12 protein-coding genes are annotated in these 14,516 nt (G+C 50.0%); 1 reads left to right on the plus strand and 11 read right to left on the minus strand.

Going from position 1 to position 14,516, the window contains the following annotated elements; all coding sequences use genetic code 11:
* Window positions 1-15: 15 nt before the first annotated feature.
* The 6 genes from hisS to ACFRAM_RS11075 form a co-directional block, all read right to left on the minus strand.
* A complete protein-coding gene (hisS, locus tag ACFRAM_RS11050; protein ID WP_379465880.1) occupies window positions 16-1,269 on the minus strand; it encodes a histidine--tRNA ligase in 1,254 nt (417 codons plus the stop codon).
* A gap of 843 nt (window positions 1,270-2,112) precedes the next feature.
* Window positions 2,113-2,547: a hypothetical protein gene (locus ACFRAM_RS11055; RefSeq protein ID WP_379465881.1), complete on the minus strand. Its 435-nt coding sequence runs from the start codon at window positions 2,545-2,547 to the stop codon at window positions 2,113-2,115.
* A gap of 42 nt (window positions 2,548-2,589) precedes the next feature.
* Window positions 2,590-3,096 carry a type 1 glutamine amidotransferase domain-containing protein gene (locus ACFRAM_RS11060; RefSeq protein WP_379465882.1) on the minus strand — a complete coding sequence of 169 codons (507 nt, stop codon included), beginning with the start codon at window positions 3,094-3,096 and terminating at the stop codon, window positions 2,590-2,592.
* Window positions 3,097-3,281: 185 nt separating this feature from the next.
* The gene (locus tag ACFRAM_RS11065) at window positions 3,282-3,437 is read right to left on the minus strand and encodes a hypothetical protein (protein WP_175370493.1); all 156 of its coding nucleotides are present in this window, start codon (window positions 3,435-3,437) and stop codon (window positions 3,282-3,284) included.
* A gap of 172 nt (window positions 3,438-3,609) precedes the next feature.
* A complete protein-coding gene (gene dtd, locus ACFRAM_RS11070; RefSeq protein ID WP_175370494.1) occupies window positions 3,610-4,053 on the minus strand; it encodes a D-aminoacyl-tRNA deacylase in 444 nt (147 codons plus the stop codon).
* Window positions 4,054-4,074: 21 nt separating this feature from the next.
* On the minus strand, window positions 4,075-6,255 hold the full coding sequence (locus tag ACFRAM_RS11075) for a RelA/SpoT family protein (protein WP_379465883.1): 2,181 nt from the start codon (window positions 6,253-6,255) through the stop codon (window positions 4,075-4,077).
* A gap of 361 nt (window positions 6,256-6,616) precedes the next feature.
* Between ACFRAM_RS11075 and uraA the strand changes: the two genes are divergently transcribed.
* On the plus strand, window positions 6,617-7,921 hold the full coding sequence (gene uraA, locus ACFRAM_RS11080; RefSeq protein WP_379465884.1) for a uracil permease: 1,305 nt from the start codon (window positions 6,617-6,619) through the stop codon (window positions 7,919-7,921).
* A gap of 107 nt (window positions 7,922-8,028) precedes the next feature.
* On the opposite strand, the gene ACFRAM_RS11085 is transcribed toward uraA, so the two are convergent.
* The 5 genes from ACFRAM_RS11085 to secD form a co-directional block, all read right to left on the minus strand.
* Window positions 8,029-8,547: an adenine phosphoribosyltransferase gene (locus ACFRAM_RS11085; protein WP_066364443.1), complete on the minus strand. Its 519-nt coding sequence runs from the start codon at window positions 8,545-8,547 to the stop codon at window positions 8,029-8,031.
* Between the two features lie 210 nt (window positions 8,548-8,757).
* On the minus strand, window positions 8,758-11,160 hold the full coding sequence (gene recJ / locus ACFRAM_RS11090; protein ID WP_379465885.1) for a single-stranded-DNA-specific exonuclease RecJ: 2,403 nt from the start codon (window positions 11,158-11,160) through the stop codon (window positions 8,758-8,760).
* A gap of 31 nt (window positions 11,161-11,191) precedes the next feature.
* Window positions 11,192-12,160 (minus strand): cation diffusion facilitator family transporter, encoded by a 969-nt coding sequence (locus ACFRAM_RS11095; RefSeq protein WP_379465886.1) that lies wholly within the window; start codon window positions 12,158-12,160, stop codon window positions 11,192-11,194.
* A gap of 124 nt (window positions 12,161-12,284) precedes the next feature.
* A complete protein-coding gene (gene secF / locus ACFRAM_RS11100; protein WP_175370499.1) occupies window positions 12,285-13,181 on the minus strand; it encodes a protein translocase subunit SecF in 897 nt (298 codons plus the stop codon).
* Window positions 13,171-14,421 carry a protein translocase subunit SecD gene (gene secD, locus ACFRAM_RS11105; RefSeq protein ID WP_379465887.1) on the minus strand — a complete coding sequence of 417 codons (1,251 nt, stop codon included), beginning with the start codon at window positions 14,419-14,421 and terminating at the stop codon, window positions 13,171-13,173. Before secD ends, secF begins: the two co-directional genes overlap by 11 nt.
* Window positions 14,422-14,516 lie beyond the last annotated feature (95 nt).

Below are 14,516 nucleotides of genomic sequence, written 5' to 3' on the forward strand. Positions count from 1 at the left end.
TGCTATTGCCTCAGACTATACGATGGACTGAGCAAGTTCATCCAGCTTGACGTTACGCTGTTCTCCTGTGTCCATCGACTTCAAGGCAATCACACCGGCCTTCAGCTCGTCTTCGCCCAAGATCGCGGTGTATCTGGCTGCCATGCGGTCTGCCGACTTCATTTGCGCCTTCATTTTCCGGCCCAGATAATCTCGTTCGGCAGAGTAGCCCTTGCTGCGCAGATGATACAGCTGCTTCGTAATCTCGAGATCAGCTTCTTCACTCAGCGCTACGAAATAGACATCCAGCGGTTTGGAAGATTCCAGTTCCACCTTCTGGTGTTCCAGAATGAGCAGAATACGCTCCAGACCGATCCCGAAACCGATACCCGGTTGATCCGGCCCGCCGATTTGTTCCACGAGCCCGTTGTAGCGCCCGCCGCCGCCTACTGTATCGATGGAACCGATACCGGCTGCTTTATATTCAAACGCAGTATGCGTGTAATAATCGAGTCCGCGCACAAGACGCGTATTGATGGAATAGTCAACGCCCATTGTATCCAGGTGCTGCTTAACCTTGGCAAAATGCACGGTGCACTCTTCATCCAGACTATTCAAAATGGACGGTGCATCAGTGAACTTATCCTGATCTACCTTGCAGTCCAGTACCCGCAGCGGGTTGCGCTCCATGCGCCGCTGGCAGTCACCGCAAAGATTGTCCTTCATTGGTCGCAGGAAGTTCAGAAGCTCCTCCCGATAGGCCGCACGGCTTGGCGCGTTACCCACAGAGTTGATCTCCACCCGCACATCCTTCAGACCCAATTCCTTATAGAACTCGTAACCCAAGGAAATGACCTCAGCATCAATCGCTGGATCCACGGCTCCGAACGCTTCTACTCCAAACTGGTGGAACTGACGGTATCTTCCGGCTTGTGGACGTTCATAACGGAACATCGGCCCGATATAATACAGCTTGCTGACATCCGGCTCGCCATAGAGCTTGTTCTGCACATAAGCGCGTACAACGCCTGCTGTGCCTTCTGGACGAAGCGCCAGATCCCGGTCGCCCTTGTCCTTGAACGTATACATCTCGCCTTCTACAATGTCCGTAGTTTCGCCTACGCCTCTTTCAAACAATCCGGTATGCTCGAACATAGGTGTGCGGATCTCCCGGTAGTTAAAACGGTGGCACAGCTCTCTGGCCTTCGCCTCTACAAACTGCCATTTCTCCACCGCGCCTGGCAGCACATCCTGTGTGCCTGTGGGTTTCTCGAATCTTTCTTTAGCCACTGCCTATCCCTCCTGAAAAAATACCCCTTATAGCCTTAATTTCTGCGTTAGTGCGCAGCATAACAAAAAATCCCTCGCCCTGTTTATCACAAACAGGGACGAGGGATTATCATAACCAATAATTCACCCGTGGTACCACCCACATTCCGGAGCAGGAGATTACTCTCACCACATCCGCTTCAAGCGGTTAACGCCCGCCTACGCGCAAACGGCTACTGATTGCAGCAGTTGTCAAATCCTGCCGATGTTCGCCGTGCGTTCTCGGGGAGGTCATTCATTCGCTCATCAACAGAATCCTTGCAGCCAGACGTAGCGACTTAATCGTCCTTGGTATGGACAATACCGACTCGTCAGGGGATTCCTCTCTGGGGTTGTGGGGGCCCGAATTACTTATTCCCGTCATCAAAGCACTATAATATAACTGTTATTGTTAGATTCTACTGAACCACTGCGCTAAAGTCAAGAAGGGAAATTAATAATTTTAAGATGAATGAGGGCGGAAAGTGAGCTTAATCGGCAAATTTCTCCTGTTACAAAAAAAATGACCCACAGCCGGTTGCTGCGGGTCCATCATCATATATTATTAAAAAGGGGGTCATGTCTTTATTATAAACACGCTATATTAAGGAATCATGTATGAAATGTTACGAGTACATTACAGAAAAGAAAGCGCTTAATTTTCAGGGACATACCCGTCTCTTTATCATAGCTTTAGCCTGACGTGACGGCAACCCTTGAGGGCCCTATTTTCAACCGAACCGACTTATAATCCAATTCAAAAGCGCCGGATAGCCCACAAAGGCCATCCGACGCTATATTGCTCATCACTCTAGAATGCAGCCGTTAATCAAACCGCTCCACATAAGCTTGCTTGCCTCGCAGGATTTGAATAACTTCGTTATATCGATCCTCATCCACCTTCAGCTCCATGATATAGCGGAGTTCCCCAAGCTCTTCGTCGCTAAGTTCAGCTTCTTCCCCAGTGCTTCCCTCAATCCCGCGGCTTTCAACATCGTCCACAGACTCTGGAATTCCAGTACTAGCAACCAGTGCAGCTCCGGCACCCGGTGACCCAGAGGTACCCGATGTACTGAATCCACCGGCTGCCAAGGCGGAATTCCCAAGTGGAATCACCGGTAGCAGAAAACGGCGGTCCTGTTCCAACCGATCATTGAGCGGCCATACCTCCAGCCCTTCCACGTTATAGGCGATAAGTGCTGTTTTGGCTCCTAGCGCATCATCTTCTGTCTTAAAATAAGCCTGTATTCTTCTAGGCATTGTTAATCCCTCCTTGAATATATGTTCAAGTCAGTCTGTAGTCTATAGCACTTTCAGCAGCTCACGCACGAATGCCGGCTCGTCTTTCGGTGTACGTGAAGTGATATAATTGTGGTCGACGACCACTTCTTCATCTTTAAATTCCGCTCCTGCATTGACAACATCATCCTTCAGTGGAGGATAGGAGGTTACCGTACGTCCTTTGAGCAGCTCAGCGCTGATCAGAATCTGCGGGCCATGACAGATGGCGGCAATAGGCTTGCCTGCGTTGTTGGTCTCTTTTACAAATCGAAGCACTTCCGGACTTAGTCGCAGGTTCTCTGGAGATGATCCGCCGGGAATAACCACAGCGTCATAATCGCCTGCGCGGACTTTTGAGATCGCCTTGTCGACTGTATACGAAGCTTTGCCCTGCTTACCCACCAGTGTCTCATTTTCCTTCAGACCTATGATCTCCGCCTGATGTCCTGCTTTTATCACTTCATCGTAAGGAACCTTCATTTCGGAATCTTCAAAATCACTCGCCAATAGAAATGCAACTCTACTCATGAGACAACTTCTCCCTTCTGCTTGTTCTTATGCAGCTGAACGGAACGATTGCGCTTGAAAGATTCTTGCTCTTCTACTATTACCCGGTCGATATGTTTTCTAACCCTGTCTTACAGAATGAACCTGTTATTAACCCCTTCGTGCGCCTCTATAGCCTCATAGAAAAAGCCGACTTACTACCCGTCTCAGGTACGCGGCAGCAGGTCACGACTTCTTCCCTTCAATACCTGAATCTCAGCCGGAGCTTCAGCTCCTTTTACAATTGCGCCTGCTTCAGCAGGGCTTCCTGTCGCCAATGTCGGGTTGCTTCTCCATACCCATGCCTTTTGAGATTGTCTCATTGCCGTAGCTCCTTGCAACTTGCCGTAATATCCATCCGCTTCTAGTCTAACCATACGAACAATGCCCTATCCGTACAAAAAAAGATGCCGCACACGGCTCCCAAAGGAACAGTAATGCGGCATCCGTCGATATTTTACTCGTCTCAAATGAAACAAAATTGTAGCGCTTGATTTAACCCCGGCTATCAAGGATTAACGTGACAGGCCCCCAGTTGACGAGCGACACATCCATCATCGCCCCGAACACCCCGGTTCCAACCTGCAGACCGCGGGCAACCAGCTCACGGTTAAAATAATCATATAACTGCTCGGCCTCAGCCGGCGCAGCGGCGGCCATGAAATTAGGGCGTCTGCCCTTACGGCAGTCCCCGTAGAGCGTAAACTGCGACACAGACAGAATCGCACCGCCAGTGTCAGTGACGCTGAAGTTCATTTTCCCAGCTTCATCCTCAAAAATCCGCAGTCCCGCGATCTTCTCCGCCAGATACGCCGCATCCTTCTCTGTATCACCATGGGTCACGCCGACCAGTAACATCAAGCCTTCACCAATCGCGCCGGTCACTTCGCCATTAACCGTTACCTTAGCTTCCTTGCAGCGCTGTACTACTACTCTCATTGCAGCTTTCAGCTCCTTGCCTTATTGCATGATCCGGTGGACCGTGTAGACATCCTTGACACGTTTGACCCGATCCACTACCGATTGCAAATGTTCAGTATTGCGGATCAAGACTGTCATATGAACCATGGCCATCTTGTTCTTATCGGATCGTCCGGTCACCGCCGAGATGTTGGTCTTGCTCTCTGCGACAGCCTGCAGTACTTCATTGAGCAGCCCGTTACGATCATGACCTGTAATCTCAATATCGACGCTATAATTGGCCTCGACGCTGCCTTCCCAGTCTACCTCAATCACCCGTGCCGCTTCTTCGCCCTCACCGTCGCCCGGAATATTCGGACAGTCTTGGCGGTGAACAGATACCCCGCGGCCGCGAGTCACATACCCGACAATGTCATCGCCTGGCACGGGATTACAACATCGGGCAAAACGTACAAGCAAGTTATCAATGCCTTTGACACGCACACCGTTAGTCGGCTGATTCCGCTTCTCGCCCGAGGATTTGATCTCCTTCATCTCAGAGGTCAGCTCCAGATGATTAGCAGTCTCTTCCTGCTCCTTGCGCAGCTTCTCGGTCAGCTTGGAGGCGATCTGCGCGGCCGTAATGCCGCCGAAACCTACAGCAGAGAGCATATCTTCAATATCGTTGAAGGCGAATTTCTTCGCAGCCTCAAGCAGCTTATCGTCGGAGATGTATTCAGACACTTCAACGTTCAAACGCTTCAGCTCACGTTCAATCGCTTCACGGCCCTTCTCGACATTCTCCTCACGCTTCTCCTTCTTGAACCACTGCTTGATCTTGCTCCGGGCATGGGAGGACTGGGCAATCTTCAGCCAGTCGCGACTCGGACCATACGAATGCTTCGAGGTCAGAATCTCCACGATGTCCCCGGTCTTCAGCTTATGATCAAGCGGTACAATTCTTCCGTTCACCTTGGCGCCAATGGTCCGGTTACCGACCTCCGTATGAATACGGAAGGCAAAATCAAGCGGAACAGAGCCGGCAGGCAGTTCAATAACCTCGCCTTTGGGAGTAAATACGAAGACGAGGTCCGAGAAAAAGTCCATTTTCAGCGATTCGACGAATTCTTCCGCATCCTTAGCCTCATGTTGAAGCTCAAGAATTTCCCGGAAGAATGGCATCCGGTTCTCGGGATTGCCGTTGTTGCCGGTGCCTTCCTTATACGCCCAGTGCGCCGCGATACCGAATTCTGCGGTACGATGCATCTCCCAGGTACGGATCTGAACCTCTGTAGGCTCCCCTCCTGGCCCAACCACCGTGGTGTGAAGCGATTGGTACATGTTCGCTTTGGGCATAGCAATATAATCCTTGAAACGGCCAGGCATCGGCTTCCAAAGGGTATGAATAATGCCTAGTGTGGCATAACAGTCTTTAATGTTATCGACAATGATACGAATAGCCAGCAGATCATAGATCTCGTTAAACTGCTTGTTCTTCGTGCTCATTTTATTATAAACGCTGTAGATATGCTTCGGCCGTCCGGACAGGTCACCTTCGATACCCATCTCGTCCAGCTTGGCCTGAATGCGGCCAATGACGCTCTCGATGAACTGTTCGCGTTCTGCCCGCTTCTTATGCATCAGATTGGCTATGCGGTAATACTGCTGAGGATTCAAATACCGGAGGGCAATATCCTCCATCTCCCACTTGATTGCCGAAATCCCCAATCGATCTGCAATAGGACAGAAAATCTCCAGTGTCTCATAAGAGATCCTGCGCTGGCTTTCCTCAGACTGGTACTTCAGTGTCCGCATATTGTGCAGACGGTCCGCCAGCTTGATGACAATGACCCGGATATCCTGCGCCATTGCAATGAACATCTTGCGGTAATTCTCGTTCTGCTGCTCTTCCTTGGAGCGGAAGCGGATGCGTTCCAGCTTGGTCAGACCATCAACTAGCATGGCGCAGGTGTCGCCAAAATTCGCACGGATCTGTTCGAGGGACACTGTCGTATCTTCCACAACATCATGCAGAAGTGCAGCAATAATGGAGATTACATCCATCTGCATATTGACGACAATATCTGCGACGGCAAGCGGATGCAGGATATACGGCTCCCCCGATTTGCGGACTTGCCCATGGTGGGCCTGTTCGGCAAATTCATATGCTTCCGTGATGCGGAGCAGATCTTTTTCTTTTATATATGCGCCAGCTTTGTCAATTAATCGCTCAATGCCCATTCTCGTCGTATCCGTTTCCTTTCTATAAGAAAAACTCCTTCCAGGAGTCTCTCGATGATGTAGTCGATAAAATAAACAAACCTGCAAAAATATGCATCGTCTGCAGGTTTCTCGATCGTTATGCCGCTTTCTGTGAACAACCTCTTACAGTTGAAAGTTGTCTATAATTATGACGCTTGCGAGGGATTACGTCAACACTTGCCATCGCATGGCATTAGTGTCAAGAGAAGTCACAATAACGTACAAATTGATGTCACTTGTGAAATTGTTGTTGTAAAAATGTCAAGTTCTATTTAATCTAGTAAAGGCGGTTTGCCAAGTAATGATTTATATTATGAAAAAGAAAGAGGAGTGACCACCATTGCAACGCGAAATTCAAGTTAACGAAAGGCTTCCCTGGGGGCCGGGCTTCCTTCTGAGTCTTCAGCATTTGTTCGCCATGTTCGGCAGCACGGTGCTGGTGCCCAACCTGTTCGGGGTAGATCCCGGTATGATTCTGCTGATGAACGGTATCGGCACACTCATGTACATTTTAATCTGCCGCGGTAAAATCCCTGCTTATCTTGGCTCCAGCTTCGCTTTTATTTCACCTGTTCTGGCCGTGCTGGCACAACATCAGGATGATCATCAACGTGGATATTCGCTTGCACTTGGCGCATTTATCGTCACCGGCGTGATTTTCATCCTTGTCGCGCTGATTATCCGTTTTGCCGGAACCGGCTGGATTGACGTAGTCTTCCCTCCAGCAGTCATGGGCGCTATCGTGGCCACCATTGGACTTGAACTGGTGCCGGTAGCCGCGCGTATGGCCGGACTGATCGGTCCTGAAGGTGCAACAGATTGGACACCAGACAGCAGTGCTATCATCCTGTCCATGGTAACCCTCGGCGTCACTGTGATTGGAGCGGTTCTCTTCCGCGGTTTCCCCAAAATCATTCACATCCTGATCGGGATCGTGACAGGTTACGGCTTGGCTTATCTGATGGGCAAAGTAGATACAGCAGCAATTGGTAATGCCCATTTCTTTGCCAGCCCAACCATCACTACACCTTCCTTCGACTGGGATGTTATTCTAACCATCATCCCGGTGTCCCTTGTTGTTATTGTTGAGCATATCGGACACTTACTAGTTACAAGCAATATCGTCGGCAAGGACCTGGCCAAGGACCCTGGCCTGGATCGCTCCCTGTTCGGGAACGGGATATCTACCATTATCTCCGGTTTTGTCGGTTCCACTCCTAATACTACTTATGGTGAAAATATCGGAGTCATGGCTTTGACCAAAGTTTACAGCGTATTTGTAATCGGCGGTGCCGCCATCATCGCCATTCTGCTCTCGTTCTCCGGCACCTTCTCATCCGTTATTGCCAATATCCCTCTTCCGGTAATGGGTGGTGTCTCCCTGCTGCTGTTCGGTGTTATTGCAGCATCGGGCCTACGTATCTTCGTAGAGCAAAAGGTCGACTTCTCCAAAGCAACTAACATGATTCTGGCAACTCTCGTTCTTGTTGTAGGCATCAGTGGTACAACCCTTACTATGGGCGGTATTCAACTGAAGGGAATGGCACTGGCAACGATCGTCGGTATGGTCCTCTCCCTGTTGTTCAAGCTCATTGAAGTGCTGGGACTTAGCAATGAAAAAGATAACGAAAAAGCTGCCTATTAATACGCGGGTAATACGCGGGTAAAATCACTTATAAAAAAGCGGACTGCTGTCATCTATCGACAGCAGTCCGCTTTTTATTTCCCGGGAAACGCTATTTCGTTTATCTCTTAGTCCTCATAGTTCAGCAAGGAGATGACTTCGATATCAGTCAGCTTGTTGCGTCCGGCCAGTTCAACCAGCTCGATCAGGAACGCTGCCCCGACAACTTTGCCTCCAAGCTGTTCGATCAAGCTAACTGAAGTAGCAATCGTACCACCGGTTGCCAGCAGATCGTCGGCGATCAAAACATTTTGCCCTGGCTTGATGGCATCGGTGTGTACAGCCAGCTTGTCCTTACCGTATTCCAGGTCATATCCAACTTCAATAGTCTCGTAAGGGAGCTTGCCGCTCTTGCGGATCGGCACAAAACCTACACCAAGTGCATACGCCAGTGGTGCACCCACAACGAAGCCACGTGCTTCAGGTCCGGCAATAATATCAATTTTCAGGTGGGCCACCAGGGCTTTCAGTTCATCGATCGCCTGACGGTAAGCCTCGCCATTGTTAAGCAGTGTTGTAATATCCTTAAAGCTGATTCCCGGTTGTGGGAAATCCGGAATCACGCGAATAATTTCTTTGAAGTTCAAGATTATCATCTCCTAAAAGTTTTGTATAGCATAGGCTGCGGTGATTTTACTTCGACAAAACTGGCTTCGGAAGCATATGCTGTTTGTGAGCGTATGCTTCGTTGGGGTACTTCGAACAAACTTACTTCGAAAGCATACGCTTAGTTTTGTGAGCATAGGCTGCATTGATTTAACATCGAACAAAATTACTTCGTAAGCATCTCTATAATCTCAGGACACACCTTGCCGGCGGGATTGCATAAAGTCCTGCACCTCTGACAGGCTGCCGTCCATGAAATACTCTTCCATCTGCGCTACCTGTCCCAAACGGATAAAATGCTGCGAAGCTGTAAGGCTCTTGGCAGCAGGCTGCGTAACAAAAGTGATCAGCCCTTGGTGTCGTTCGATAAAATCAAGCTCCTCGAACACATCCAGCATCATACTCAGCATACGTACGCTCAGCGGGGTCTGCCGGCTCAGACGCAGCAGTACCTCATGCTCTGGGGTTGCCGCAGCAGCGACGGAAGCAAGCAGCTTATATAAGGCCTTAAAATGATCACGGGTCGGAACCTGCAGACGTTCACGTCTCTCTCGGATCGAATGAAGCAGCGCCACATTATCGATAAGCGGAAAAGTCTGAAGTACCGCGTCCAGCTGTTCCGGCGACTCCGGCAGATCCAGCAGACAGAGGACAGAAACACGTTCCTCTTCCAGCTTATTCTGCTCATCGTCATGTGCGGAAATTCCGCCGTTCTCATCGTATGTCCAAAGAGACATGCCCTTCAACTCATCTGGCACAAGGGCTCGCTCCTTACGAGACACGACTACAGCCCGATACGGATCCGTTCCCGCATAGGGCGTCAGGCGCTCGCTGATCTCACGCGCTTGCCGAACCGCATCGGCAGCTCCGCGCAAATCGAACAGCTGAGTTTCGTGGACAGCCAGATCCTGCAGCATCAGCTGTGGCTTACGGGAGCCATTCCACTCGTTCACAGACAATTCGGCTAACACATCCACTTTAGTGCCACCTGGCAGAAGTGCGCCTAGCGCACCTTTGCCAAAAGCAACCGCCTCAATAATATGCTTGCCTTGCTGCAGAACAATTTTGAGATGCTTGCCTTCGGCGCCCATGGTCCGTGTCTCTTTGACCATAGCACCACGTAGAATAAACTTCGGCAACGGGTTACTCATGCCGAACGGCGCTAGCCGTTCCAGCTCATCCGCCGCTTGAAGCGACAGATCGGCGATCGTTGCTTCACCATCTGCTGATGTTACCGCCACAAAATGCTCAGGTGTCAGTACACGGGAAGCATAGTCGTTCAGTGCATCAGCGAAGGCACCAAGGCCATCGCGATGAAGGCTCATACCGGCAGCCGAAGGATGCCCCCCGAAATGATCCATCAAGCTGGAACAGAAAGATAAGGCCGCATAAATATCGAATCCAGGAATCGAGCGGGCTGAGCCCTTGCACATCCCCGTCTCGGGATGGATGTCCAGAATGATTACCGGCCGGTAGTAGCGTTCCAGTAGCTTGGAGGCAACGATGCCTACCACACCTACATTCCAGCCTTCCGAAGCCAAAACGATCACATCGGGAAGCCCTTCAACTGCGATTCTTTCCTCCAGCTTGGCTGTGGCTTCAACCACGATTCTCTCTACAACCAGCTGACGCTCCTTATTCAGCAGGTCCAGCTCATCCGCCAGCTCACGCGCTTCTTCTGCATGCTCTGTGGTCAACAGCGAGACAGCTCGCCCGGCGTGATCAAGACGGCCGCTGGCGTTGATACGCGGCGCCATGCCAAAAGCAATGTTCACCGCGCCTACTGTATTCATAGTTACCCCGCTAACCTCAAGTAGCGCGCGAATGCCAGGGAAACGGGAATTACGCATGGAGAGGATCCCCCTGCGTACAATCTCCCGATTCTCCCCCAGTAAAGGCATAAGATCCGCCACAGTACCTATGGCAGCGATTTCGGTCCATGCCTCCGGTATGTCCCCACCAAGGAGTGCCTGTGCCAGCTTAAGTGCAACACCTACACCAGCCAAACCTTTGAAGGGATAAGGGCAATCCGGCAGCTTGGGATTAATCAATGCGTAGGCCTCTGGCAGAAGTGCCGGCGGCTCATGGTGATCCGTTACGATCACATCCATGCCCAGTTCCTTGGCATAAGCAATCTGCTGATAAGCACTGATACCTGTATCTACAGTAATAATCAGGGAGACTCCCTGTTGCAGCGCCCAATCCAGGGCATGATTATGTAAACCATAGCCTTCGTTTGAACGATGCGGGATATAAATGTCATAGGAAGCGCCCAGATAACGCAGCAGATGAATCATCAGCGCTGTGCTGGACACACCATCGGCATCATAATCACCGTAGACCAGAATATGTTCATTTTCTTGCAATGCCTTTCTAATTCTCGGAACCGCTTCAGTCATCCCCTTAAGTAAAAACGGGTCGTGCTGCTCCTGCCCGCCACCGTCCATAAATACCAGCGCCTCTTCAGGCGTTGCCTTGCCTCTGGTAACTAACAGTGACGACAAAAGCGGAGAAATAGAAAGGCTCCGGGCCAGTTCCCTTACTGCATCGGGATCGGCTGCCGGAGAATGCCATCTTGTTTTAGAATGAAGCACGGATAACTCACCTTTCTCTTACCTTGGCAAACTATTGAAGCAGGGTGGGCAGATCATCATCCACCAGCTCATGATTGCTCTTGTAAGGATAACCCGGATCATACGGTACGACATCCATACGCACCTCGCCCACGTGAACAAAACGTTGCAGCAGCAGCTTTCTGGCACATTCCGCAATTTCCTGGGCTTCTAGCACTGTAATGCGCGGGTTAACACTGATTTTGACCTCCAGGTTCACATAACGCCCCTGCTCCATCGCCTTCAGATGCTCCACACGGATTACCCCATGCACTCGCTGTACGGTATCAATAAAGCTGGCCGCATCTTCCGAGGGAAGCTCCTGAGTCTTTTTTCCATAGACCGAACTGGCAATCAGGCTATATCCTTTACGCAAAATCAGAAATCCCGTCAGCAACGCCGCAATAGGGTCCATATACAACAGCGGATGCCAGCCAGAGTAGCTGCCAGCCATCGCAAGTGTAATCCCGATCAGAACAGTGATTGAAGTATACAGACTGAAACGGTGGCTGTCGGCATAAGCAGCATGGCTACCATCGCCCAGCTTCTTGAAATGACGATATTGATACTGGAACACAATTTCTTTCACCAGAATAGATAATAGAACTGTTACAAGTGCGTAATACCCGGGTGTAGTTAAATGTCCATAAGTCAGATCACGAATTGAGGAAAAAACAACCTGTAACCCGCCCATTAAAATGAGCACGGAACAGGATATGGCCAAGATTGGCTCCTTACTTCCCTGCCGGGCACCAGCCGTGGATCGGGAGGAAGCTTTGCTGTTCTTTTTCTGTCCAGAACGCCATGGAAGAGTATTTGCCAGCTTGGCTGCGGCGTCAGCTCCAGTATATAAAGCATCCCCCATTAATGCCTTGCTGCCTGAGATGTAACCCACACTTCCCTTGGCTATGGCCAGAGCGACATCGCTGACGATTCCGGTCCAGGCGACCGTCTCATTCTGCGTTGATTGTTTGTCATTCATGCGAGGCCCTCCTTGCTGCTGCATATCATCTCATGATGCATAAAAAGCGCATGGCGTGCAGCTCCGAAGATTTCGAAAGCCGCGTCGCCTTTGACGCGGCTTTCTTTACAGTCAGGTTTTAGCTTTAAGCCGTTTTGTTGGCCACTTTCGGCTTCTGACGCTTCTTGAGAAGCAACCAGAGTGGGCTCGCAATAAAGATGGAGGAGTAAGCTCCGAAGAGCAACCCGACAACCATGGCAAGCGAGAACATCTTAATGGATTCTCCGCCCATAATCAACAGGAAGAATGCCGCTACAAATACCGTAAATGCTGTATACAGGGAACGCATGAGCGTCTGAGTGACACTCTTGTTCACAAGAGCTTTCATGTCCTCATAAGTTTTCTGCTTACCGAATCGCAGATTCTCACGGATACGGTCAAAGATTACGATCGTATCATTGATGGAATAACCGATGATCGTAAGCACCGCGACAATAAAGGTCAAATCCACTTCCAGACGGAAGATGGAGAAGACTGCCACAACCATGAATGCGTCATGCAGCAGCGAGACAATCGCAGCCAAGGCAAAACGCCATTCAAAACGGATACTTACATAAATGATAATCCCGAGACAGGAAATAAGTACTGCGTAAATGGCGTTGCGCGCCAATTCTTTTGCCATTTCCGTATCCACGGTGTTGATTTCGAAGGAAGCCTTGTCATCCAGCTTGGTAATTCCAGCCTTCAACGCTTCACTTTGATCCTCAGTCAGCTCTTTATCATAACGGATATTGACCCGTTCCTGACCAAGAGAGATACTCGGTTCATGAGTGACACCCAGGTCCTTGATTGCCGCTTCAACTTGTTCTTGCGTAAGATTCTTGGACAGGGAGATATCCACATTGGAACCTGCCTTGAAATCAACACTGTAATTCAATCCAAAAGTTGCCAGGAAGATCAAGCCGGCCACAGTCAACGCTATGGAGAAGATATAGAAATATTTACTTAGATGTACGAAATCAAACTCTCTCTTAAAGTGCACGGATTTCACTCTCCTTAACCCCGAATTGCTTTGGTTTGCTCAGCTTACCGGCTTTGACAAGCAGATTGAGCAACCAGCGGGAGAAGTAAAGGTTCGTGGCAATACTGAGCACGATTTCCACAATCAGAACCAGTGCAAAACCTTTAACAGCACCTGTTCCGTAAGCGAACATTACAGCCGCAACGATAATAGTGGTGATATTGGCATCCATTACAGTACGGAATGAAGATTTACTGCCTGCTTTTACAGCAGACATAATGCTTTTTCCGTTGTAAATTTCTTCTCTGATCCGCTCATTGGTAATGATGTTCGCATCAACTGCCATCCCTATACCGAGAATAAACGCGGCGATACCGGGAAGGGTGAGGGTAAAGTCAGCCCAAACGAAGACAAGAATTAGAAGCCATGTATGAAGGATCAGCGCGAAGCTGGCCAGAAGACCTGGCAAGCGGTACATGCCAATCATGAAAATAAGAATTATCAGGGAACCGACAAGACCGGCTTTGATCGTTTGCTCAAGAGACTGTTTACCCAGTGTGGCGCCTACGCTTTGGGAGTATTTCTCCGTCAGCTTCAGCGGAAGAGCACCGAGATTAATCGTATCAGCCAATTCACGCGCTTCTTGGAGAGTATAACTGCCGGAGATTGAAGCACTGCCGTCAGTCAATTCAGCTCTAACCTGAGGATCTGACAACAAGTTCTCATCCAGGTAGATGGCAAGGTTCTTGCCCAAGAGTCGCTTCGTAATCTCAGTGAACTTAGCCTTGTCCTTCACTTTGATGCTGATGATCGGCTGGTTCAGGTTGTCACGACCGACCTCTGCAGCACCTTCGACAAAGTCACTGCCCACCAGTTCAATCTTGCTGTACTTTCCGGCAGGATCACCTTCAGCAGCACTGCGGAAAGTCAAGACGGCAGGTTCTTTCATCTTCTTGCGGACTTCAGCCTCATTGGTCACACCCGCAATTTTCAAACGAATACGGTCCGTTCCTTCCGTGGTAACCTCTGGCTCACTAGTTCCGAGCGCATTGGCCCGTTTCTCCAGACTCTCTGCAGTTTTTTGCAGTGAAGCCCGGGTCAGTGCCCCTCCGGCCTCCATCGGCTCAGCGTGATACAGGATCTCGAAGCCGCCCTTCAGATCAAGACCCAGACGGACCTTGTCCAACAGACCAGGGGTAGTGAATACCATGACGCCTGTTAAAACGAGCACGGTAACGATAAAGCTCATAAGTCTCTTCATGCTCTTGCTAGTTCCCCTTTCATAACTCAATATTCCTATTATAGCCACGCGCCAAATGACCGTCAATTCATGTAAGAATGGGCAAGGCTATATTC

This window comes from Paenibacillus sp. NPDC056722, from assembly GCF_042790635.1.
GTDB lineage: Bacteria > Bacillota > Bacilli > Paenibacillales > Paenibacillaceae > Paenibacillus_AQ > Paenibacillus_AQ agri.

Excerpts from the sequence above, each read along its gene's own strand:
- ACFRAM_RS11095 (WP_379465886.1), bottom strand. The coding sequence starts at position 12,160 with ATGAATGACAAACAATCAACGCAGAATGAGACGGTCGCCTGGACCGGA.
- secD (WP_379465887.1), bottom strand. The coding sequence starts at position 14,421 with ATGAAGAGACTTATGAGCTTTATCGTTACCGTGCTCGTTTTAACAGGC.
- ACFRAM_RS11055 (WP_379465881.1), bottom strand. The coding sequence starts at position 2,547 with ATGCCTAGAAGAATACAGGCTTATTTTAAGACAGAAGATGATGCGCTA.
- ACFRAM_RS11075 (WP_379465883.1), bottom strand. The coding sequence starts at position 6,255 with ATGGGCATTGAGCGATTAATTGACAAAGCTGGCGCATATATAAAAGAA.
- dtd (WP_175370494.1), bottom strand. The coding sequence starts at position 4,053 with ATGAGAGTAGTAGTACAGCGCTGCAAGGAAGCTAAGGTAACGGTTAAT.
- ACFRAM_RS11060 (WP_379465882.1), bottom strand. The coding sequence starts at position 3,096 with ATGAGTAGAGTTGCATTTCTATTGGCGAGTGATTTTGAAGATTCCGAA.
- ACFRAM_RS11065 (WP_175370493.1), bottom strand. The coding sequence starts at position 3,437 with ATGAGACAATCTCAAAAGGCATGGGTATGGAGAAGCAACCCGACATTG.